The sequence below is a fragment of the Mycobacterium sp. SM1 genome (assembly GCF_018361265.1).
GTDB lineage: Bacteria > Actinomycetota > Actinomycetes > Mycobacteriales > Mycobacteriaceae > Mycobacterium.
In genome coordinates this window covers 730,684-753,296 of the sequence record NZ_JAFLNH010000003.1, presented here as the reverse complement: position 1 = coordinate 753,296, position 22,613 = coordinate 730,684, and the positions used below count along the sequence as shown (strand labels likewise).

The following is a 22,613-nucleotide window of genomic DNA, read 5'->3' as shown; positions in this document are numbered from 1 at the left end:
TGGCGCCCGAGCGGTCGGCTGGTGACGCCTCAGGTCGCGCAGACCCGGCGGCCGCGCAGCCGGCACGGTGACGTCAGCCGACCCGCGGGCGTCTTACCCAAGGAAGCCGCGCGCGGTGCCGTGCCCGTTGAGGACGGCGCGGTCCAGCCCGTGGTTGAACGCCTCGCAGCAGGTCTCGGGAACCAGCAGGCAATGGTGGCAGGCGCCCGGGGTGGATCCGCGGCCGGGCGGTCCCGGCGCGTCCTCTCCGCAGACGGGGTCGGTGGCGCACCAGGCCGCGGCGGCGGCGGCGGCTTCGAGGATCTCGCCGAGGCGCTGCGGGTGGCCGAGCTCGACGAGACCACCCAAGGTTCCATGTACGTCGCCGGCCGCGGTGTAGATCAGGAACGCGGTTCGGTTGTCGACGGCGAAGATTCGCTCCCGCAGTGCCGGCAACGGGTATCCCGCATATGGTGCCGCGGCGCGCATGACGAGGTGCGCGAGCGTGTGCGCGAGCAGCCAGGGCAACGGTTGCGCGGGTTCGTTTTGCGTGAGCGCGGGCCGTGCGGCGTTCACAATCCGCTCGTCCGTGCGAACCCGCGCGGCCCACGCGTCAACCTCGGCCGGGTCGAGCATGAACAACAGGCCTTCGCCGAAGACCTGGTCGCCGGGAAGCCAGTCGTCGTTGGACTGCTCCGCGAACGCCGCCGGACGCGGCTTGCCCCACAGTTGGGCGTACCCGGCCCGCGGATCCGGCGGCGAGGGTTCGATGCGCCTGAATCCGGCCAGGACGCGGGTCTCCCGGAGCCGGGGGACGAGGCTGACGGCAGACAGCATCCGACCGAGGGAGCTGCCGCGGTACTTCTCGATGTCCTGGGGCTCCACAACCAGGTCGGGCAGCGCGCCGGTAGGGCGCCTGGGGTGGTCCGCGGACAGCAGCGCGGTCAACTCGGCCGCGCGGCTTGGACCGACGACCTGGTCTTGCTCAAGCGCGTCAAGGTGGCGGGTGACCTCCTCATCGTTGGTGCGGATGCCGAGCCGGGTTGCCACCGCGGTGATGTTGCTGACGATTTCCGGGGTGCGGGTGAGCCGACGCAGGGTGCGCAGGGTCGCGTTGTCGGTGAGCGCGTGCAGCAGCGCCGGGTTGTCGGCGCCGGCGACGGGGATGGTGAGACTGGACATCTGCCAGGCGTAGTACGCGGTCGTCGAGGTCCGTTCGATCGGTCTCGCCCGGCCCGTGCAGGCCTCGGCTCCGGCATGTGGGAGCCAGGGGCGCGCCCCGGTGCACGGGAAGTCGACGGTGGGGTCGAACTGCACCCGTCGGCTGCAGCCGTTGCACGTCAGCACCGGACGGTCGGCGGCTGCGGATACGCGGTACCGGACGTCGTGCTGCGGGCAGGCCGGCCCGTCCTGGTCGTGCAGCCACGCGGCCCAGTCCACGTCGTCGAGGTGGCCAGCAGGACACGCCAGAACGAGCGCGGTCTGGAACGTCGGCCACCTGCCGCGCTTCGCTTTCGGTGACTTGCAGGCGTCGCAGCGGCCTTCGCTCGCGTCCGCCGGGTCGCGCCGGACGAGCCGCTGGCATTGTGGGTTGCTGCACGCTTCGGTGAGCGGGAAGCGCACCGCGGGCACGATCCAGTCGGTGTCACGCGAGGGGTTGTCACCGGCCGGCCACGGCATCACAAACCGTTCGACGCCGGTCGCCGCCTGCAGGTGCCGGTCGGTGATGGTGAGCTCCTCGAGGACCGGCACCGAGCCGGGCGGGCGCTCCGGCAACGATCGCAGCCAGGTCGCCGGCGCGCACACGACTGCACTGACGCGGTTGCGGGTGAGCAGCAGCGACCCGGGACCGAACGGCGCTATCAGGTGAGCGCGGCGCACGGGGGTGACGAACAGGGAGCGGCTCACCAGGCGTCCTCATCGTCGGCCGCGGTGGGCATTTCGCCGGCTGCGGCCACCGGCTCCTTGTCCGCGACCGCGGCGGCGCGGGCGGGCAGCCAGTTTTCGTCGATGCGTAGGGTCGCGTCGGCGTCGACGCTGCGCAACGACGTCAGCACCGGCCAGCTCGCGGTCTCTGCGGGCGCCGGGTCCTCCAAGGGTCGCAGGAACTGCACCCCGGACCGTCCGGCCACACCCCAGCCGAGCTGCTGGTCGACGGCGGTCTGCACTTCGTTAAGCGCGGCGTCGGACAGCGCCTCGACGCGGGCCCCCGCGTCGGGGCTGGCGAGTTGGGTGGCGCGTGTGCTGATGCCTTGTGCGGCGGCGCGGACCAGCGCAACATCATCGGCCAGGACGCGGTCGACGCCCTGCGTGCGAACCTGCCGGACGATCGACGCGAGCGCGCCGCGCAGCCCGCGGCTGAGCGCGGCGTCTGTGAACGGGGTGACGCTCGCCGGTTCCACCGCGGCATACAGGCGCTGGTGCACCGATGTGAACCGTTCGTAGTGGCTCACGTCGCGGGTGTTCAGCGGGTTGAGTAGGACAACGACGAGGCCCGGCCCCTTGCCCGGGTCACGGCCCACGCGGCCGGCGACCTGTATGTACTGCGCGGCGGTCTTGGGCTGGCGCACGATGGTGAGCAGGCCGAGCCGGTCGACGTCGACGCCGACCTCGATGACACTCGTCGCGAGCCCGAGGTCAATAGCTCCCGGTTCGCCCCGGTGGCGAGCAAGTTGTTCCAGGGCCTCGCTCGCGGCGTTGCTCGATGCGCTGGTCAGCTCCACGTCGACAAGAGACCGGATGGTGTGGCGGTCTCCGTCGCTGCGGGGTGCGCCGGTGCGAATGCCGGTGGCGCGGACGAGACCCCACGCGTAGCCGCGGTAGGCGGTCGAGATGAGCGCTTTGGCCTGCCCGAGGTCGCGAAGCGCCCCGAAGAACACAACGTTGGTCCAGTACGGGTCAACCGGTGCACCCTGCTGCTCGAGCGCGGATGCGGCGTGCGCCAGGCTCGCCAGCACGCGCATCTGCGTGTGCGCGAACTTTCCGGTGCCGGTGGCGCACACGCCCAGGAAGGTCCGCGGTGGGCTCGTCGTGTCGGCCTGCGCGAAGAAGCTGTCGTCGACGGTCAGGCCCGGGGGTGGCACGAGGCGCACCTGCTCGGCGGGACACGCGTACAGCACGGCCGCCTGCTGCGCGTACGCGCGCGTGGTGGCGGTCGCGGCAACGACGTGCGGTGAGCAGCCGCCGTCGTGCCGACACAGCTGGTCGATCGCGGACTCGTACAGCCCGACGAGGCTGCCCAGCGGCCCGGAGATCAGGTGCAGCTCGTCTTGGATGACCAGCGCTGGTGCGGGCCGTTCCCGCGACCCGTTGCGGCCCAGACCGAACAGGACACGGGCGCGGTCGTTCCACGCGAGCTGGGCGAACTTGTCGACGGTCGCGACGAGGAACGTCGGCGGCTTCGCGTAGATATCCTCGTCCACCTCGTAGACCGGCAGTCCCTGCGGCGTGCGGTCGCGGTGGAACGCGCACGCGGGGTTTGGGCACGACGCCTGCATGCGGTCGCCGCGGGAGGTCGACTGGACGCCGAAGCCGAGCACCCGCCCGTCGACGACGTCGCCGAGCTTAGCCGCGCAGGCCGGGCAGCGGGACAGCAGGAACGGCCGCGTTGCACCGCGTCGCCGGTCGGCGAGACGGCGAAGCTCGCGCAGCGCGTCCTTGCGCGAGTTGGGTGTGCTGGCCCGGCCAAGCCACGCCCCGATGGAGAACCGCTCTTCGCCGAGCACCTCTCGGTTCGCGACACGGAGCGTCTCCAGTGCGCACAGCAGCGACGCGGCGCGCTGCAATTGCTGTGCGGTGAGCAGGCGCAGCGTGTAGCGCATGATCACCGCTGTGCCACCGGCGGTGGGCTCCGTGCGGCGTCGGAAGAGCATCGTGAAGGCTGCCAGCGCCAGGTAGGCCTCGGTCTTGCCGCCACCCGTGGGCATCCAGATGACATCGACTACGCCGTGTCGACGATGCTCCGGGTCAATGACTGGTGCGAGGTTCGCTAGCAGGAACGCCAGCTGGAACGGCCGCCACTGGGCGCGGCCGGTGCTTGCCGGCTCGACGCCGGCGACCGTGACAACCCCGTCAGTCACGCTCACTGCACGGGTCTTCGCGGCGTAGCTGCGCCGCTGCTGCGCCATCGCCTCTGACGTCCAACGCAGGCACTCGTGCACCGGCCCCGTCGCCGCCAGCGCCCAGCCGGCGGCGACGTCGTCCGCGAACGCCTCACAGGCCTCCACGTGCGCCTCGGCGGTCTTGCGCGCCGACCCGGTCAGCTTCGTTGCGGCCTGCGCCAGGTTTCTGATCCACTCGCGGTAGCTGGTGATCATCCGCTCAACGGTCGCAACCGCATCCAGGTCCCACCGGCCGAGCGCATCCATGTCAACCGCGAGCGAGCCGGCCGCGTCGCCGACGTCCGGTGTGGTGCCGTTCACCTCGGCGACCGGCAGCGACTCCGTGCGCACCAAAGCGAGATCGCCGCAGGTCGTCACGGCGGCGTCGACGCCATGCCCGACAGCGCGCACCGGCGCGTCGGCGTACAGCAGGCGCAAGCTCGCCGCCTCCTGTGTCATGTCGGTGTCGCGGTCTCGGTAGTTCGCGAGCTGCGCCGCCGGCATCACCGCGGTGAGCCGCGCCGAGAACAACACCCGTTCGGACAGCTGCGGTCGATTCGCCGGAGTCCGGTTCCACAGGTAGCAGGTGACAATCCGCTGTCCATCGGTCGCGGCCCGCGCGTGCACACCCACCTCGAGGCGCAGCGGCTCGACGACGACCGGGTCCCCAGATCTGAACGGCGCGCCATCGCCGGGCAGTGACACCGTCACCTCGGCGTTCACCGGTACTCGGTGCCATCCGGTGCGCGGCGCGCCCATGAAGCTGAACGGGAAAGGCTCATACCGCGCGCCGTCCACGTGCAGCGTCAACGTCACCGTCTCCTCGGTGACAACAAAAGAGAGCCCGAACGACGACGGCCGTCCGGGGCGGTCCCGCGGGGCGTCCTCTAATGCGGCTTCATCAGCGCTGGCGTCCGCGCCGGCGTCGTCTGGTGCGGGCTTCGCCGGCCGCGGCGCCACCTCGGCAGCGTCGTCACCGGCGTCGCCCGCGGTGGGCACCGTCGGTGCTTGCTCGGCGTCGAGGTCACGCTCGTCGTCCGGACGCAGCGGCGGGTACAGAGCCCCGACGATGTAGCGCGCCGTCGGCGGCTCGACGAGGATCTCGGCGCCGTCGTCGGCGACGAACAAACGGCTCAGGTCGCTCTTCCGCTCGATGTCCTGTCCGCGCCCCAGCCGGACAGGCGCGGCGCCTGGGTAGGTGCCGTCGGCATCGGCGAGCGGGCCGAGCAGGTCCCGCCGGACGGCGTCGATGATGAGATCGCGTGTCTCCTGCGGGGTCATGACCGCCCCTCCCTTTCCGTGAGCGCGGTGACGCGCCGGCCCGCCTCGTCGATCGCGGCGCCCAGCCACATGCGCGGAACCGTCACGGGCTCGTCGAGCCGTGCCGTCACCACCGCGAGCAGCAGCGACCCCAGCTCGCCAGCGTGCAGCACCGTCCAGCCGTCCTCATCGACGTCGGCCACCCACGCGCGGTCGTCGAGCAGCTCAAGAAGCTGCCGGCGGATCTCCTCCCCGGCCTGCTGGTGCGCGATACGCACCGTCGCCAGGTCATCGAACTTGCCTAGAAGCTCAGGCGCGCCTATTGCCCGGACCAGAGCCTCAAACCCGGACCGGCGCGGGGCGATGTACGACTCGTCTAACGGGTTGTGCAAAAGCGCCCGCGCGTAGTCGTCGCTGAGGGTTTGGGTCAGCTCCTGCCGCAGCGCTGCATGCCCGCGCGCCGCGAGCGCCTCCCGCAACGCCGTCTTCAGGCTCGCGGCGTGGCCCCGGACTTCGGCGATGTGATCTGTCGACCAGCCCCGCCGCCGCTTGAGCCACGCGTCGGCCCGCGCCACCACCTGGGCATGCGGCGCAGCACCAACGCGCACGGCGAGCATCACGCCCCTCGTCACGGCCGTCAGCGGCACGGCGGGCAACGCCACCGCGCCGGTGTCGTCGTCGACGGCCACCACGTGCGGCCGGGGCCCGAGTTGCGGATCGAAAAACACGGCGTGCCCCGACGCCATCTGCACCTCAACCGCCCGTATGTCATCCTCGGTGGGGGTGCCGGCGGGGCGTGGGGTCCGTCGCACCGCCTGCGTTGCGTTGAGCCCATGCAGCCAGTCGTGGGTGGCCGGTTCCCTGGCCTGCGGCCCGTCGTCGTGCAGCGCCAGCCCGGGCTGGGCTCCAGCCGGCAGCAACCACAGGTCCTCGGTGCGCAGCGGTGGAGCGTCGGCGGGAACGACGAGCCGCACCTCGGGCGCGACCGGCGCCGTCAGCAGCCAGCCCACTTCGCGCAGGACCGCTTCGGGCGCTTTGAACGCCGAGTAGAAAGCCATTGCCGGATGGCCGACGAGAACCGCCGCCCGATGCCTAACCGGCGCCGTTCGTAGCTCTGCGGGGCAGGCGATGTCCACACAGTCGAGGCCTTCGCTGACCAACCAGCCGCGTACCGGCTCGAGCCACTGCAGGCGCGGCACGACCAGGATCGCCTCGGGACGGCCGTCGGCGGTTGCACCGTACTCGCACAACATCTCTGCGACCTGCGCGGCGACCGGTGACGACGAGGCCTTAAGCACACACAACGCTTCGTGCAGCGGCCGCAACGGCTCACATAGCGTGTGGTCCGGGCGCCCGGCCAAGAACTGCTCCGCCCTGCCGAGCAAGTCTGTGAGACCGGCGAGCGGGTCAGTCGGCGGCAACGGCGTCGCCGTGAGCACGCGCCGGGCCGTGAAGACCGCCGTCAAAACGTTGGCCGCGATCGATGACGTCTCGACGAACGGTCGCAGCGCGCCAGCGGCGGCCGTAACCCGCTCCAGTTCCCGCCACTGGACGCGCGCAACGCTGATCGACGGCTGTTGCGCGGTTCGCCACGTCGTGAACCACTCCGCCAGCGTGCTCACCACAAGTCCTCGTCAACGGCGGCTGTCGCCGGCTCCGTCAGGCACAGCACTCCCAGGCCCGCCGTCGGCTGCAGCAGCGGGCGCAGTGCGGCGGGCAGCGCAGCGGGCGCTGCCCATCCAGATGCCTTCAGCAGCGCAGCAGCGTCGGCCGCAGCGGGCGAGCGCCGCGAGAACAGCACGAGCATCGGCACGTCTGGCCAGTTACGTCGCGAGCTGGCGAGCCACCCAGCCGTGCCTGTGATGATGACCAGGCGCGGGCGCAGCGTCGCTACCCACGGCACGTCCTCACGGTCGGGAATGGCACCCATCAGCAGGACCAGGTATCGGTACCAGTCGTGCAGGTCCGTCCCAGCGAACAGCCGACCCTGAAGGTGCAGCGAGGTACTCGCCGCGGACAGCAGGTCGACGTCTGCGCGGAACGTGCCTGGTCTGCCCGCGACAACGACAGGGTGGGCAGCGGCGGCCGACAGCCGTTGCCCGACGACGCCCTCCGCGCAACCAAGCGCTTCTGCGAGCTCCTGCCGAACGTCATCGAGTAGTCGCGTGTCCGGCCGCTGGGGGAACCCCGTAGGCAGCCGATGAACGCTGTCGCGGTTTCCGCGCAGCCGGATCCCCCCAAACATCAGCTCGTTGTCGCTCACCGCGACCAACTGCGAGTCCGTGAGCCGCCCTGAGACCCATCCGGCAACACGCACGCCGGGCGCGAGCTTCGCATGCTCGCAGTCACGGCACTCGACGGGCGCGAGCGCGGAGCCGAGCGTGGCCGCCACGCCAGCGAGACGCAACGTCGGGATCGTGACGACCACCCGCAGGTTCCGGCCGGCGCCCGGGCCGACGATGGTCAGCTGCTCAGCCAGCCGACAAAGGTGACGCAGGCCAGCCGGAAGCGAACCCACCGGCCGCTCGGCCGTCTGCTGTAGCACCTGCATCACCTCGTGACGGACCGTCCCTGTTCGCACTCGTTCTACCAGCACGGTAGGGGCCGCCGCCGACGTTTCCGGTGAACTCGGTGGCAGGGTGGCGTCGTGTTTCCGGTGCAAATGAGCGGCGGCGGGTTCCGTTTTAGTTTTAGGCGACTGCTCCGACAGAATCGGGGTTCTGCGGTTGCCTCGGGGTGCGTTGTTTCCGTAGCTGGGTGGCGGTTCGAGGAACTGGCGGCGAAGATATTGAGGGAGCCGCAGCCCGATCGGCGTCATGGTGATCCTCGCCAGCCCTGGGCGGCTCGGTCGAGAACGGCTCAACCAGCTGGCCAGCACCGACAGCCCGCTGCGCACGCCCCTCACCGTTCGTGCCGCCGGGGCCTGGTAGGCGCGCCAGGGGCTGGGCATCGCTCAACCGCTGTGGACCCTCATCTGGCTCCACACCGGCGGGAGGCTTCTCGCTCTGCCGGGCTGAGCCCTTCGGAGCCCGGTCTAGCCGCCGGCCCGCTGGTCTCGCACGTCCGGCTTCCGCCCGTCAGCATGAACACGAACATCCGCCGTCACGGCGTCACCGTGAACACCATCGCGTCAGCATGCACACCAACGCCAGTTGTTCGTCCTTACCGAAAGCGACGCTGTCATGGTCATTTTCAGTGCCGGGCAACAGGTGCGCGTAGCCGAGCCAGCCAACCCGTTGCGGAACGCAACCTCACGGAAGTGTCATCTTGATCTGGACAGTTTGACTCGAATAAGTCCGAATAATGTTGGCATACAGTAAGTTTGCATATGCCAACTAAACCTGGAACGGACAGCTGTCACGTTGAATGGTTTGGCTGTCCTGGTTAAAGATGCACGTGTGCTGACGCTGGCTGCCAGCGGTAGCTCGTTATAGAGGACGGTTGAGGCTCTTAGCCGCCGCGACAATGGCTGGGTGGTCGAGGTCCAAATGTTCGAGCCCGACGAGCTTGGGCCGTTCCCAGCTGGCGATGACTGTCCAGGTTGGCCTGTGGAAGGACCACCACTGCACCGCCTGCCATTTAGGGTCGTCGACGGCAGGAGAACGCTGCGACCAGATGCGGTGCGCCCATTCCGAAGTGACGGCCAGGTTGCGGGTCACGATCTGCGTCGGCCGCAGTCCTAGCTCGACTAGGCGGTGCGGGTCATCAAGGTCACAAATGCGCAGGTCGTCGGGCAGCTCGTAGACCCCGAGCGTCTTGCGTGCGCCCGGCACTGCCGGAAATTCAAACATCGAGTCGGCCCAGCGTGACAGGTTGCCGAACGCCTCGCCGCACGCGGCTTCGCTTTGGCGGCCCACGTACCACACGTAGTAGTCGGGGTGATCAGCGCGGCCACCGCGTTGCGGGCGGTGTTCGTACAGCGGATGCCCTGGTTCGCCACGCGAAGCGGTGTTCAGGTAGGGAAAGACGCGATATACCAGCACTCACGCCGCCCCGCCCCACATCTCTGCATCGAGCGCTTGCAGAACTCGGGCGGCTCCGTCGGTGCGTAGGACATCAAGAGGTCGCGCTCCCCCAAGGAACGCGTTGGCGCTCTCCATCCAGATGCGTGCCGAGTCGCCTCCCCACACCAAGCGCGCGCGCGAGTAGACGTGCTCGAGGTCGATTAGGGCTGGCGCGGCGGCTGGGCCGGGCCGCTCTTCACCTGATGCCCAACGCGAAGTTTGTGATGGGCTAACGCCAATCCACTTAGCCAGCTGGGCACGCGAGAACACGTTTGCGAGGAACAAAACCCGCTGTTTCGACAAAGGATCATCCGCGGCGACGCGGGCCGTCCGCGCAGCCCCGGCCGTCGTCACCTTCCCGGCGGACGCCCTCTTCACCGAAGTTCTGGTGACCGCCTTCTTTGATGCACTCTTGGCGACAGCGGTCTTCTTTGGAGCCATATCAACACTCTACCCAATTTTTTTCGTGGGCAGAAGCAAGCGCGCCTTTGCGTAAGCTTGCGCCCAGTCGGATCGGCGCTGGAACTTGGGCCACGCTCCCAATTCGCACCCCTGCCGGCATGGCAGTCGACAGCAAACGATCGGCAGTCTGGCAGAACCATCGCGACGCATGGCAAGAACACGGCAGGATCGAACACGGCGAGTTACCAGTAGGTGCAACTGCCGCCTGTCATCCGGGTCACCACCGGTGCCCTCGTTATCCGATACCGCCGCCGGCATGTCAGCATTGGGAGATGATCGCACGCACCCTTGCTCGCATCGTTGGTATCTCGGTTGTGACGGCGTGGGCGCTGTTAAGCGCGCCCATCGGCAGCCCCGCGGCTGCTGCCGACCCGTGTAGCGACATCGCGGTAACCTTCGCTCGCGGCACCCATCAGCCCCCAGGCCTCGGAGACGTTGGCCAGGCGTTCGTCGACTCGCTTAGCTCGCAGGTTGGCGGGCGGTCCGTCGCGGTGTACGCGGTTAACTACCCAGCGAATGACGATTACCACGCGAGCGCGTCAGCCGGTGCGGGCGATGCGAGCACGCACATACAGGAAACGATCACCAGCTGTCCGAAAACACAGCTTGTGCTTGGTGGATACTCTCAGGGCTCGACCGTGATCGATTTGGCCACTTCGGAGATGCCGGCTCAAGTCGCTGATCACGTTGCCGCTGTGGCTCTTTTCGGGGAGCCATCGAGTGGACTGTCGAGCGCGCTGTGGGGTGGGCCACTGCCGACAATCAACCCGCTATACGCCTCCAAGACCATCAGCTTGTGCGCTCCCGACGATCCCATATGCAGCGGAGGTGGGAACCTCATGGCGCATGTTTCCTACATCCAGTCCGGGATGACAAGCCAGGCAGCGGAATTCGTTGCCCATAAGCTCGATCAAGGGCGGGCACATGCATAGCGCGCGCTGAATAACATAACCATAAATAAATCTATGTGCTGCCTGCATTTTCGCCAACCGGCTCAGCAGCCCGCGCGGGCCGGCGGGTGGTCACCCCCGCCAGCATCCGCGCCATCACCACCCCCGTGAGCAGCTCATCAGCCCCTGAGATCGTGTGTGCCCTTCGGTCCACACTCTTGGGTGATTTCAGCCTCGAACATCGCGCCATTACCGCTAATCCGGTGGCCACACGCAGCGACACCTGTGCCCCTCCCGGAGGGCGCCGACGATGTCAGCATCGCCAGCGGGATTCCCCCGAGCAGAGCGGGCAGACCTGTCGCGCCAGCCGAACCGCAGGTGGCTCTTCGGCGTCCCCCACCCAAGACCGGGGCAACCTCGCCTAAAGGCTGTCGTCACAACAAATAGTGCTATCCTGCAACGCATTACACGAAATTGCGCTTCAACCGAACCACCGATGTTCAGTTATCCCACTCCGTGCCGTTGCTCTCAGCAGGTCACCGCGGCCGGCTCGGCGAGCAACTGGCCCCATTCGTGACAGGCCGCCGACTGTGCATCGATGAAGGTATGAGGTGATTTCTCGCCACCACCCGCGAGATGGACAAGCGCCCAAGCCATCGCGAAGACCGGCATCTTGTGACGTTGTGCCGCGCTGAGCAACTCATGGAAAGCCGTCTCCGAGGAGCACCGGCGAAGGCCTATCAGAATACCCTTTGCCGTGTCGAGGATGCGAGCACCGTGCAGGTCAGAAGGGATCTGGGCTGGAACCCACTCTGCCATCATGCCGTACTTACCTCCCGTCGAGCCTTATCGATATCCGCCACCCAGATAGCGGCAGAAGAATCCATCCGGCGCACATATCTGGGAGCGCGATGGGAGCGCGATCCCGCTATCGCGCCCCGTGCAATGATTTGCGCATCTTTCGCACTGCGCCAGATCGCGGTGCAGATCGGTATGCAGCCGTGATCATCTCGGTACACACCGGCTGCCAATAATGGCGTTGCGCAATGGGACTCTCGCACAGCCAAAGCGTGGCCCCCGTAGACCAGCCTTAGACCACAGTGGTGGATCGCTCCGCGGTCGGAGGGCGCTAGGACGCTCGTGTGTTTCCCCGGCAGGGCTGCTGCTAGCACGGGCAGTCAACGGGTCTTTCGCCATGCCTACGACGCCCCTCGCCCGGTGGCCTTCGCCACACGCAGCCGGGCGATCTGGGCTGAGCGGGCCGAGCGTTTCGGGGCCGAATTGGTCTTCGGCGATTGGCGTCGCGGACTTGACAAGCGGTCCGCGCCCGTGGTGCTCGCCGAGCACGGCCGTGCCGGGCAACCGCACTCCGTCGGTGCTGCTGACGCCAACGCCGTATCGTGCCACCCTTTGACACGGACCCGGCTCGCGGCGCAGTTCTAACGCACGCCCGATTCTCCGGCCGATACGCCGCCCCATGCGCCGCCGAGGTATCGGTCGCGACAGGCCCGGCGCGCAAGCTTGCCGCTGGTGGTGCGCGGAATGGCGCCGGCCGGCACGAAGCGCACGTCGCAGACCAACAGCCCATGTCGATCGGACACGGCTGTGCGGATCGCCTCGATTGCGGGCCGTGGATCGGCACGGCCAGTACCGGCCGCACGTTCGGCGATGATCACCAGGCATTCGCCTTTGGTTTCGCAACCCGGGGCATCCGCGCCGGGCAGTACGTTGGCCGGCACGGCGAACGCCGCCACATACCCGCGCCGTACGACCGGTGAGGCTTCGGCGGCGGTGGCCTCGATGTCTTGCGGATAGTGGATATGGCCGTCGACGATCACCAGGTCCGCAATCCGGCCGGTGACGTAGAGCTCACCGCCGAGGTACACGCCCAGATCACCGGTCCGCAGCCAGCTGCCTCCGATTGCTGAGCCGTGGGTGTGGCTGCCCTCCCCTAGCCGCACCCGCAGCTTGGCACCGAAAGTCAGCCGGGTTTCGTCGGGACGTCCCCAGTAGCCTCGGCCAACGTTGTTGCCCTGCACCCAGATTTCGCCGACCTCGCCGTCGGGCAGCTCTTCGCCGGTATCCGGGTTGACGATCACGGCCCACTGGCTGCGGGCTATCCGGCCGCAGGACACCTGGGCGACGGCGTTGGGGGCATCCGCCGCCACGCGTACCGCGTGACCGGCACCGAGTTGCTGCCGGTCGAGGTAGGCCACCGTCGCCTCGGCGGCGGGGTCGATGGTTGAGACGAACAACGCCGCCTCCGCCAGGCCGTAGGAAGGTTTGATCGCTGTGCGCGGCAACCCGTATGGCGCGAACGCCTGGTTGAACGCGCTGACCGCGTCGATGCTGACCGGTTCGGAACCGATGATCATCAAAACGTTGCTCAGGTCGACGTTCTCGCCGGGCGCGGGTCGGCCACGCTGTGCGGTCCACTCGTAGGCGAAGTTGGGCGCGGCGGTGACCGCACGGCCGTGTCGCGACTCGGCGGCTAACGCGTGAATCCACCGCAACGGTCTTCGGATGAAGGCCGTCGGCGACATGAGCGTGGAGTGCCCGCCGTACACCATCGGAAAGCCGATCATCGACAGGCCCATGTCGTGGTAGAGCGGCAGCCAACTCACACCGCGGGTGTTTCGGTCCAGCAGATCGATGGTGAGGATCATCTGCAGCAAGTTGGTGCCGACCGCGCGATGAGTGACCTCGACGCCCACCGGCGGGCGTGTCGCGCCCGAGGTGTACTGCAAGTGACACACGTCGTCGAGGTCGAAATCGACGGGGACGAACGCGTCCCCAATCGAGTCAGGTACCCGGTCGATGGCGATCACGTGCGGCCTTTCCGCCGGTGGCAGCTTGAGCAGAAACGCCTGAACAGCTTCGGCCGCCGCCGCGGTGGTCAATACCACAGTGGGCTGTGCATCGCGCAGCACCGTGTCGAGACGTTCGGCGTGGCCCGGCAATTCGGGCGCGAACAACGGTACCGCGATGCCGCCCGCCTTGATCGCCGCATACATTCCAACGATGTAGTCGAGGCCCTGCGGCGCGAGTATCGCCACCCGCTCACCCCGGGTTGTGACCCGCTGCAGGCGGGCGGCGACAGCTCGTAAGCGGCTAGCGAATTGGCTCCAGGTCAGCTCGACGACCTGCAGCTCGTCCAGGTGCGCGTAGTCCAGGTAGCGATACGCCACACGGTCACCGACATTGGCCGCGTTACGGTCGACGAGGGATATCAGCGTCACGCCCGCCGGCAACACGATCCGGCCCTCGGCATCCAGGCAGTCCTCGATCTGCAGCAAGCCATCGCGAACCTGGGGCCGGGAACCGGGAGCCACAGCCGCAGTCTAAGCGCCCGTGATGGTGCCGAAAGCGCCCCGCGCCGTTGTTAGGCCGGATTGGCTGGGTCTTGCAACGCCCAGATCGCTATCCTTCCTGGAGCACTGACCTACCGACCGGCCCGGCAGCTATAGGAAGAAGCGGATCTTGTGCTCGTCCACCGCACATTCGACGCGCTGATCGGGGCTCGCTGATGGACCCCACGCACACCGGGCGATCGGTGCGCGACCTGGCGGTGGACTTCTACCGGGTGTCCGGCGTGGTCCTTATCGTGCTGGGCCACTGGCTGGACGCTTCCGTGACCTACCATGACGGGCATTTCGGCCGGCAGAACCCACTTGTCGACCAGCCTTGGACGCAGTGGCTGACCTGGGTCTTCCAGGCGGTTCCGGTCTTCTTCCTGGTGGCCGGCTACGCCAGCGCGGTGTCCTGGACGCGTCGGCGCGACGCGGCCGGCATGTCACGGCAGGCCTGGCTTCGGCATCGACTGACCCGCGTGCTCGGGCCGACCACGGCATACGTCGGGCTGGTGTCGGTTGTCGTGGTGGCTCTGGGCGTTGGCGAGGTGGCCGGTTCCACGCTGGAGTACGGGGGCTGGGCGGTGGCCATGCATCTGTGGTTTCTCGCCGTCTACCTGCTGGTGGTGTCGCTGACTCCCATTGCGATGGCCGCGCAGCGCCGTTGGGGACTCTGGGTGATTGCAGTGCTGGCGGCAGGGGTCGCCGCGCTGGACGCTGCTTCACTTGGCGGCCGCCTGCCCTACCTGGGCCAGCTGAAATACCTGTTGTGCTGGGGAACGCTTTATCAGCTCGGAATCGCTTGGCACGGTGGACTGTTCGCCGGGCGCAGACCTGTGCTGCTCGCCACCGGGATGGCAGCCGTGCTGGGATTGCTGATCGGGCTGGGGCCCTATCCGGTCAGCATGATCGGCGTTCCCGGGCACGCCGTGCAGAACTCGGACCCGCCCTCGTTGGCAATGCTGGCGTTCGCGGGCGCGCAGGCCGGGGTGGCGATGGCGGTCGCGCCGGCGCTCAACCGTGCGCTGCGAGCCCCCGCTGTGCGCCAGGCGCTATCCACCGCCAACAGCAACGTGATGGCTCTTTACCTGTGGCACATGGTGCCCGTCGTGATCGTGGCCGTTGTCGGCTATCCCGCCGGGCTGTTGCCGCAGCCGGCCGAGGGCACGGCGCGGTGGTGGCTCGCCCGGCTGATGTGGGTGGTCATCCTCGGGCTGGTAACGACGGCCGAGATGACGCTGCTGTGGTGGCGGCGGCGCTTTTTCGCAGCGCCCCTCCCCTTACTCGCCATCCCGCTCCCAGATCGGTGGGCAGAGCCGATCATGATGGCCGGTGCCGTGATGGCGGCCTATGGCCTGTGGTCGTTCGCCGCCGGTGGTTTCGCCCCGGCGGGACGCTTTGCGTGGCTGACGGCGCTGGAATTCGGCGTGGGAGTAATCCTGGTGGCGGTGCGCCCCGCGGCGGTTCAGCGGCTCAACCGCGCGTAGCGGGCAGCCAGGGCCCGGTAGCGCCGTTCGACGTCGGCGCGGTCGGATTCGTCGGGAACCGACTCGAGGTTGGCCCGCTGGATCATCACCGCTTGATCCATCAGGACCCGGGCCTGCTGGGCGTCGGTGGTCTGCTCCATGATTGTCGTGAGGGCATCGAGTTGGCGGATCATCAACGCGGGCATGCCGCGGCTGGCCTGACGGATCTTTTCGAATGACCGTTGCACCAATCGTTCGTAGCTGACTTGATCGGTGATGACGCGGATGACCCCGGCGCGGTCGCGGTACACCTGCGCCGGCGCCCACACCCGCGCGATCTTGCACAGGCTGTCAGCGAGCCAATCCACGCACGTCATAGCCGTGAAGGTGTCGTTCACCGCCGGCGAGAGCGCCCGGATGGCGATCTCGACAAGCTGGTCGATGCCGAACGCGACGTCCTGGGTGAGGGTGCGGTGCGGCCCGGTAGCCTGCGCGCGTTCCAGGTAACGCGCGACGTGGTCGGCGGCCTCGGGCGGCCACACGGCCGCCAGTTCGCGGCCTTCCACCAGGAAGTGCCCCGGGCGGTAAGGCAGGCGTATCACGGCGTTGGCCGCCGATGCGACACGAACCAGCGTTTTGTGGCGGATGAACTGCAGGTAGCCACTTTGCGGAGTGCGGATAACCGCACCGCAGGACTCGATGGTGTCGAGCAGCGCGGCAAGCTCCTCGCCATCGTCGCGCTGACCTCCCGCATAGGTGGGGGTGTCGGCGCTTTGCACCTCGACGGCTTGCGCCAAGTCCTTGGCGATGCTGGCGATCACGAAGGGAAGCTGGATTTGGGTGGCGGTGTGATGGATGAAGTAGATGAGCACGGCCAGATCGAGGAGGGTCAGCGCGAACGTGGTCGTAATCGACAGGTGTGGCACGAATTCGCCGTGATCCGCGGGCCCGATCGACACCAGCACCAGGATGCAGTAGACGAATGTCGCCACAAACGTGCCCAGCGTCAGTTGGCTACCGTGATCGCGGATGAAGTTGCGTAGCATCCGCGGCCCGAACTGAGTCGATGCCAGCGTCAACGTCACGATGGTGATCGAGAAGTTGAGGGCGATCACCGTGATGATCGACGCGGCGATCGCGATGAGAATCTGCCGCGCCGTGTCGGCGCTGCCGCTGATCACCCATCCCGGCGGGGTGAAGGCGCCACGGTAAGCGGCGCGGTCTGCCGTTAGGGTGCCGGCAAACAGGGCGATCGCGGCGAGCACCTCAAGGGCCGGCACCAGCCACAAGTTGGTCTGCAACTCTTCGCGCCGCCCCTGCGACAGTCCCGGAATCCACGGCACTCCTGCGAGGTTAGAGCACGACGTCCGGCGGGATGTGCCGGTTGGGCGGCCGCGAGCATTGCCACCAGTCCGGCTTTCACCTGGCCGCCGATATGGCCAGAGGCGGCGCGGGCACCAGCTTGGCTATGGTTGGTTACATTCGAGCTCTCAACGCGAAGCGGGAACTGGCGATGCGTTTCAACCCTCCCCCGAACTGGCCCAAGCCCCCCGAGGGCTGGGTGCCGCCGCCTGGCTGGTCGCCGGATCCGTCGTGGCCGCCGCCTCCGCCGGGCTGGAAACTCTGGGTTGACGATGCGCCCGTCGTACCGGACAGCAGGCCCGCGCCGCGTCGACCTGCGCGCACCGGCGATGATGTGGAATATTTCGGCGACGATCGCGCATGGTCCGCGGATGTTGAGCAGTCGTTCGCTCAGGTGCCGGGGGGCGCCGGACCGGTTGCGCCGCCAGCACAACCTACCGAGGTCGCGCCCCACGAGCTTTCGGCGCACCATCTGGGGTGCCGCGCCACCGTCCGGTGGGACGACGAGCGCCGATATGACATCGGGACGATCGTCGCCGTTTCCGCGGATTCGGCGGAAATTAGCGTCAGGCTTGCCGGGCTCGAGGCACCCATTTCCTTTCAGCGAGAGGGGCCAAGTCGCGGTCCTGCCAACCCTCGTCTTTACGTGTGGATTTAGACCTGTGGATTTAGCCCGATCTACCGTCGTTTGCCGGTCAAGCCGCGTCTCGCAGCATGCGCAGCACGTGGCGCAAGCGCGCTGATGGGAAGCGGCCGGGGTGGCATTATCGCCATATGGGTTTGCTGTTCCGGCTGGCCGAGTTCTTCCTGGTGGTACTGCCGCTGGCCGGGGTGATCGTCGCGACGGTCAAAGCGTTCCTGGCCAGCCAGCGGCGCGGATCCGTGCCTGGGGACACCCCCCTGGAGGGCCGGCTTGACAGCGGGCCGGCGGCCGCGCCCCGCGGGCGCCCCGGCGGCAACCAGGTCGCCCGGTGGGCGTCAATCAAACGCGTCCTCGAGGAGCACGCCAGAACCGATGCGCGCTGGCTCGAGTACGAGCTGGATTTTGCCAAACTGCTGGACTTTCCGCTGATGACCGACATGCGCAATCCGCTCACGGTGGACTTCCATAAGGCCAAGTTACGGGCGGACCTGCTGCGACCGGCGAAAGCCGAAGATCTCCTCGACGACCGCGAAGCCGCAGGGCAATACCTCACCGCCGTTCAAGACTATGTCAGTGCGTTCAACGTGGCTGAGGCGGAGGCCATCCGTCGGCGCCGCAATGACTTCACCGAAGAAGGCCAGCAACGGATTGCGCGCGCCCAGAGCCTGATGCGGGTGGCCTCTGATGCGGCTGCGACCGCCGAGGAGCGTCAGCACGCCTACGAGCTGGCGCGCAAAGAGCTCGACGGCCTGATCGTGTTGCCGCCCTCGACGCAGGCGCAACTCGAGCGCGGGATTTTCGGTCAGCTGGACAGGTAGCACGTTAAGCCCACGCCGAGCGGCCTCACAGCGGCCACTCGTGCAGCACCAGCCCCATAAAGAGATAGGCCACGCACAGCAGCAGATTCAGCGCAACGAGAATCAGGCAGCCAACGATGAGCCATCGGATGCCGCGCCGTTGACGGCCTTTAAGCTTGGCGAGGCGTTCCGCACGCCTGATCCCAATCGCCGCGAGCGCGAAATCCACGGACACCAACTCGTCGGGGGCCGCGGGCGCGCCCGCCGCAAGTTCCCGAATGCGTGTCGCTGGAATTTCGACGCCAACCCGTGCAAACCGCTGGCTCATTCGCCGCGCCTGTCTGCGGCTGAGCGCCCGTTCGCGCGCCCGTGGCCACCGCGGGCCCCTCCAGTTGCCACCCCACAGGTCAGACGGGGTCGTCATAGGCAATGACTTTAGTTCCACCTCATCAGCACCGCGTACGCCCCGCCGGGCCCCAGGTGACAGCCGGTAACGCGCCCCGGGGCATGGTCAAGGCGCCGCCCTCTCGCTGGGTACCCTGGGTCACTCGTGGGGCAGGGCAAAACGGCGGTTGGCTTGGTTTCGCCGTGGGTTCGCCGTGGGGGTCCAACGGTTTTGGCCGTCGGGACATTGCTCTATGCGGCGGCGTATGCGCACTGGCCGGCACTGCTGACCCAGGTCGATCTGCAGGTGTACCGCTTCGCAGCGACGCGGGCCTGGGACGGACGTGATCTCTATTCGGTCGGCCTCACCGGCAATCCGAGAGAGTTGCTGTTCGTCTACCCGCCATTCGCGGCCCTGTGCTTCTTGCCGTTGACGCTCATCAGCGAGCATTCGGCCCAGCTGGTGTGGCTGCTTGCCGCATGCGCTCTGGTGGCTTACGCGGTGTGGCGCATGCTGACGTCGCTGCGGGGTGCGCGCACCGGTGACGTGTGTGGCCTCGCGGCGCTGCTGATCGGTTTGGTGACCTGGCTTGAGCCCTTCAGGCTTTCCCTGCAGCTGGGGCAGATCAACATCGTCCTGCTGGCGGTGGTGCTCGCGGATCTGTTAGCGCCCGCACACCGAAAGTGGGCGGGAATCGGAATCGGCCTGGCGGCCGGGATCAAGCTCACCCCGGCAGTGTTCATTGCCTACCTGGCCGCGATTGGGCGCCGCCGTGCCGCGATCGTGGCCGCCGTAACACTCGCCGCGACCATCGCCGTGGGGTTCGCGCTGTTTCCCGGCGACTCGCGCTCCTACTGGTTGCGGGCAGGCTTTCGTGACGTCGGCCGGATCTCGCGTGATCCGCGGGCCAATACCGGCGCCGCTGGTTTGCTGCTCCGGCTGCACGTTCCGGGCATGCTGGTGATCGCTTCGGCGATCGTGCTCGCCGTTGCCGCGCTGGCGCTTGCTGCGGCTGCCTACCGGCTCGGCCACGCGGTGCTGGCCATAGGCATTGTCGGGATGGCTTCGGTCGCCGCTGCCCCGTTCAGTTGGAGCCATCACTGGGTGTGGTTCGCGCCGCTACTGGTTCACCTCGGGCACCGGGCATACGTCCTGCGGTGCGGCTATTCGGCCTGGGCGCTATGGCTTTCGTGGGGCCTGCTGGCGGCCTGGCTGACCGGCGTGCGGGGCGATACCCCGGAAACCGGTGTGCTCTCGCTGCGACCCGGCGGCACGTGGAACGACCTCATCCCGGGAACCTACCTCGGTGTCTTCTTGGCAGCGATGGTCGGTACGGCGGCGTGGCTGTGGCGTTCGGCGAGACCGCGAATCAGACAGCGGTACCATCCCGCCGAAGGCGACATGGTCAGTTCGGCCACGACCACGGGCCCCCCTTAGCGCGCCCGGTCACCGATGGTCCTTCGGCGTCCGGGTCGGAACCCCAACGGCCTAAAGCGTGTCGAGCAACTGGCTGCGGTCGAGTCGTCGAAGTAGTAAAGCGATTTGGCTGAGGTAGGGGAAGCCTTCGTGGGCGGCCAGGGTGGTTTCGTAGTGGCGGTCGATGCGGCGGCAGTGGTTGATCCAGCCGTTGGTGCGTTCGACTACCCAGCGTGGGGGCTGGACGATGAACCCGTGGCCGGGTTTCGGCCCGGACACCACGTCCACGGTGACACCGGCCTTGGCTGCTGCGGTGGTGACGGCCTGCCCGGTGTAGCCGTTGTCCACCCACACGTGGCTGATGGTGGGGGCGACCCGCTTGGCCTTACCCAGCAGCGTGGGGAATGCTGCCCGGTCGGTCACGTCGGCTGCGGTGACGACAGCGGCGACCAGCACAGCGGTGGTGTCGACGAGCACGCGGCGTTTGACGCCGTCGACCTTTTTGGCGCCGTCGAAGCCGCGCGGCCCGGCCACCGGGGACGCTTTGAGGCTGGAGGAATAACGGCGGCCGCGGTGGGCCGGCGGCGCCGCCCCGATCGGGCGCGGACCTCGCCGCCGACCGTGGTGAGGATTCGCGCCCAGGTGCCGTCGCGGCACCAGCGTAGGAAGTGTTTGTGCGCGGCCGACCAGGACACGGTGACGTCGTGCGGCAGGTGCCGCCACGCGCACCCGGCGCGCAGCACATACAGGCAGGCGTCGAGGTACTCGCGCCACCGCTGCGGTGGGCGGGGCCGAGCGCCTTTGGGATGTTTCGGGACGAGGAAGCCGGCGATGCGCGCCCACGCGGTATCAGACACATCGGAGCGGTACTGGCGCCGCCCGGGCAGGTTGGGGTGACAGGAGCGTCGATGGTGATCCGATGCTTCGACACGTCGTCGCTGGCCAGGGTGTTTGTCGGTGTGGTGTGCGACGCTGATCGATGATGAGCCGCCACACCACATTCCGATTTCGTCTCGACCCCACCGTCGAGCAGTGTGAGGTGCTGGCCCGCCACGCCGGAGCGTCGCGGTTCGCGTTCAACCAGTGCCTACGGATCGTCAAGACTGCTCTCACGCAACGTCGCGCCGATCGGCGCGTTGACGTGCCCTGGGCGGGGTTTGATCTGATCAACACCTTCAACGCGGGGAAGAAAACCAAGGACGCCGGCCGGGTGTTCACTGTCGATGCCCACGGCGCCGCCGAGGTGGTGGTGACCGGTTTGTGCTGGCGGAGCCAGGTGTGCCAGCAGGTGTTCGAGGAAGCCGCTGTAGACCTCGGCAAAGGGCTGAAAGCCTGGTCGGATTCACGCTGCGGTAAGCGCAAAGGCCGCCGGGTCGGGTTCCCGCGGTTTAAGAAAAAGACCGGCGACATCCCGTCGTTTCGGCTGCGCAACAAGCACCCCAAAGGCAAACCTGAGGCGATCCGCATCGGCGACAACGACCGGCCCCGCTCGCTCACGCTGCCCGGCAGTGGTGCTGTCGCGGTGCGTGAGGACACCCGCCGCCTGCGGCGCATGATCGCCAAACAGCGAGCGACAATCTTGTTCGCGACCATCAGCCATCACGGGGGCAGGTGGTGGTGTGCGTTGAATGTCGAGGCCGCCGACGTGCACCCCGCCCATCAGCACCCGGCCCGCACCGAGGACGCCGGCGACTGGGTGGGGGTGGATCGCGGCCTGTCGGCGTTTGTGGTCGCCGCCACCGCCGAGGGCGCCGAGGTCGCCCGTATCAGTGACGCGCCCAAGGCGCTGGCCACCGGCATCGCTCATCAGCGGCGGTTGTCGAAATCGTTGTCACGCAAGAAGAAAGGATCACGCAACCGCACCGATGCCGCCGCCCGGTTGGGCCGGCGTCATCACCGTGTGGCAGGCGTGCGCCGCCATTTCCTGCACCAGGTATCCGGCGAGCTGGTCAAGACCCACGACCAGATCGTCATCGAAAACCTCAACGTGACCGGAATGCTGGCCAACCATCGGCTGGCCCGCGCGATCTGCGATGCCGGCTGGTCAGAGTTCGCCCGGATGCCGTGCTACAAGCAGGCGTGGCGCGGCGGGCAGCTCGTCGAAGCCGACCGCTGGCATCCCTCGACCCGGCTGTGCCCGCGATGCGGGGCGGTCAACACCGAGATGACGCTGGCCGACCGGGTGTTCAGCTGTGGGTGCGGGCACACCGGCGCCCCAGACACCAACGCGGCGACGAATCTGGCCCGCTGGGGCCGCACCCATCACCCGAACCGATCCCCGGACCCCCAAGCAGGAGGCCGGGCCACCACTGCCCGCCGACGGGACGGCGCTGGCCAACACCCTCGTATGGGTGACACCAGCCCGGCTGACGCGGGAACCGACGTTCACGCCGCGACCGCGGCCTGAACCCAGGAACGCCCGAGAAGGGCGGTGCCGAACACTCACCAAAGTTGTTCGACACGCTTTAGGCAGGCAGCGCCACCTACGGGGGGGCACAC

Annotated in this window: 18 protein-coding genes and 1 pseudogene; 6 read left to right on the top strand and 13 right to left on the bottom strand. The window is 68.0% G+C overall.

The window, feature by feature from the left end:
• Positions 1 to 93: 93 nt before the first annotated feature.
• The 6 genes from drmB to MSM1_RS22535 all read right to left on the bottom strand — a co-directional run bounded on the left by drmB (position 94) and on the right by MSM1_RS22535 (position 9,784).
• Positions 94 to 1,887: a DUF1998 domain-containing protein gene (gene drmB / locus MSM1_RS16380; protein ID WP_213444379.1), complete on the bottom strand. Its 1,794-nt coding sequence runs from the start codon at positions 1,885 to 1,887 to the stop codon at positions 94 to 96.
• Positions 1,884 to 5,360 carry a helicase-related protein gene (locus tag MSM1_RS16375; RefSeq protein WP_213444377.1) on the bottom strand — a complete coding sequence of 1,159 codons (3,477 nt, stop codon included), beginning with the start codon at positions 5,358 to 5,360 and terminating at the stop codon, positions 1,884 to 1,886. The genes drmB and MSM1_RS16375 overlap by 4 nt, the downstream gene beginning before the upstream one ends.
• Positions 5,357 to 6,961, bottom strand: coding sequence for a hypothetical protein (locus MSM1_RS16370; protein WP_213444375.1), 1,605 nt, complete (start codon positions 6,959 to 6,961; stop codon positions 5,357 to 5,359). Before MSM1_RS16370 ends, MSM1_RS16375 begins: the two co-directional genes overlap by 4 nt.
• A complete protein-coding gene (locus tag MSM1_RS16365; RefSeq protein WP_213444373.1) occupies positions 6,958 to 7,884 on the bottom strand; it encodes a hypothetical protein in 927 nt (308 codons plus the stop codon). Before MSM1_RS16365 ends, MSM1_RS16370 begins: the two co-directional genes overlap by 4 nt.
• Before the next feature lie 883 nt (positions 7,885 to 8,767).
• Entirely contained in the window at positions 8,768 to 9,322 is a 555-nt protein-coding gene (locus tag MSM1_RS16360) for an RES domain-containing protein (RefSeq protein ID WP_213444371.1), read from the bottom strand.
• The gene (locus MSM1_RS22535; RefSeq protein WP_213444369.1) at positions 9,323 to 9,784 is read right to left on the bottom strand and encodes an antitoxin Xre/MbcA/ParS toxin-binding domain-containing protein; all 462 of its coding nucleotides are present in this window, start codon (positions 9,782 to 9,784) and stop codon (positions 9,323 to 9,325) included.
• A gap of 293 nt (positions 9,785 to 10,077) precedes the next feature.
• Between MSM1_RS22535 and MSM1_RS16350 the strand changes: the two genes are divergently transcribed.
• Complete coding sequence (locus MSM1_RS16350) at positions 10,078 to 10,737, top strand: cutinase family protein (protein WP_213444367.1); 660 nt, start codon at positions 10,078 to 10,080, stop codon at positions 10,735 to 10,737.
• A gap of 52 nt (positions 10,738 to 10,789) precedes the next feature.
• Here the strand turns inward: MSM1_RS16350 and MSM1_RS23040 are convergent.
• The 3 genes and pseudogenes from MSM1_RS23040 to MSM1_RS16340 all read right to left on the bottom strand — a co-directional run.
• Positions 10,790 to 11,099: pseudogene (locus MSM1_RS23040) on the bottom strand (hypothetical protein); the annotation flags it as partial.
• Between the two features lie 124 nt (positions 11,100 to 11,223).
• Entirely contained in the window at positions 11,224 to 11,517 is a 294-nt protein-coding gene (locus MSM1_RS16345) for an ANTAR domain-containing protein (RefSeq protein ID WP_213444365.1), read from the bottom strand.
• A 617-nt stretch (positions 11,518 to 12,134) separates the two neighbouring features.
• Positions 12,135 to 14,027, bottom strand: coding sequence for a fatty acyl-AMP ligase (locus MSM1_RS16340; protein ID WP_213444363.1), 1,893 nt, complete (start codon positions 14,025 to 14,027; stop codon positions 12,135 to 12,137).
• Between the two features lie 194 nt (positions 14,028 to 14,221).
• Between MSM1_RS16340 and MSM1_RS16335 the strand changes: the two genes are divergently transcribed.
• Positions 14,222 to 15,532: an acyltransferase gene (locus tag MSM1_RS16335; RefSeq protein WP_213444361.1), complete on the top strand. Its 1,311-nt coding sequence runs from the start codon at positions 14,222 to 14,224 to the stop codon at positions 15,530 to 15,532.
• On the opposite strand, the gene MSM1_RS16330 is transcribed toward MSM1_RS16335, so the two are convergent.
• A complete protein-coding gene (locus MSM1_RS16330; protein WP_213444359.1) occupies positions 15,511 to 16,854 on the bottom strand; it encodes a DUF2254 domain-containing protein in 1,344 nt (447 codons plus the stop codon). The genes MSM1_RS16335 and MSM1_RS16330 overlap by 22 nt on opposite strands.
• A 41-nt stretch (positions 16,855 to 16,895) precedes the next feature.
• Here MSM1_RS16330 and MSM1_RS22010 point away from each other — a divergent pair, with 41 nt between their 5' ends.
• Positions 16,896 to 17,531: a hypothetical protein gene (locus tag MSM1_RS22010; protein WP_236056461.1), complete on the top strand. Its 636-nt coding sequence runs from the start codon at positions 16,896 to 16,898 to the stop codon at positions 17,529 to 17,531.
• A gap of 116 nt (positions 17,532 to 17,647) precedes the next feature.
• Positions 17,648 to 18,334, top strand: a complete 687-nt coding sequence (locus MSM1_RS16320) for a hypothetical protein (RefSeq protein WP_213444357.1) — start codon at positions 17,648 to 17,650, stop codon at positions 18,332 to 18,334.
• A gap of 25 nt (positions 18,335 to 18,359) precedes the next feature.
• Here the strand turns inward: MSM1_RS16320 and MSM1_RS22005 are convergent, their stop codons facing one another.
• Positions 18,360 to 18,542: a hypothetical protein gene (locus MSM1_RS22005; protein ID WP_236056458.1), complete on the bottom strand. Its 183-nt coding sequence runs from the start codon at positions 18,540 to 18,542 to the stop codon at positions 18,360 to 18,362.
• Positions 18,543 to 18,929: 387 nt separating this feature from the next.
• Between MSM1_RS22005 and MSM1_RS16310 the strand changes: the two genes are divergently transcribed.
• Positions 18,930 to 20,135: a glycosyltransferase 87 family protein gene (locus MSM1_RS16310; RefSeq protein WP_236056455.1), complete on the top strand. Its 1,206-nt coding sequence runs from the start codon at positions 18,930 to 18,932 to the stop codon at positions 20,133 to 20,135.
• A gap of 51 nt (positions 20,136 to 20,186) precedes the next feature.
• Here the strand turns inward: MSM1_RS16310 and MSM1_RS16305 are convergent, their stop codons facing one another.
• Together MSM1_RS16305 and MSM1_RS23035 are read right to left on the bottom strand one after the other, a co-directional pair.
• Complete coding sequence (locus MSM1_RS16305; RefSeq protein ID WP_213444353.1) at positions 20,187 to 20,648, bottom strand: transposase; 462 nt, start codon at positions 20,646 to 20,648, stop codon at positions 20,187 to 20,189.
• Positions 20,534 to 21,115 (bottom strand): transposase, encoded by a 582-nt coding sequence (locus MSM1_RS23035; RefSeq protein ID WP_374101730.1) that lies wholly within the window; start codon positions 21,113 to 21,115, stop codon positions 20,534 to 20,536. The genes MSM1_RS16305 and MSM1_RS23035 overlap by 115 nt, the downstream gene beginning before the upstream one ends.
• Here MSM1_RS23035 and MSM1_RS16295 point away from each other — a divergent pair.
• Positions 21,094 to 22,521: an RNA-guided endonuclease TnpB family protein gene (locus MSM1_RS16295; RefSeq protein ID WP_213444349.1), complete on the top strand. Its 1,428-nt coding sequence runs from the start codon at positions 21,094 to 21,096 to the stop codon at positions 22,519 to 22,521. The two genes, MSM1_RS23035 and MSM1_RS16295, sit on opposite strands and share 22 nt — an antisense overlap.
• The last annotated feature ends 92 nt before the right edge of the window (positions 22,522 to 22,613 follow it).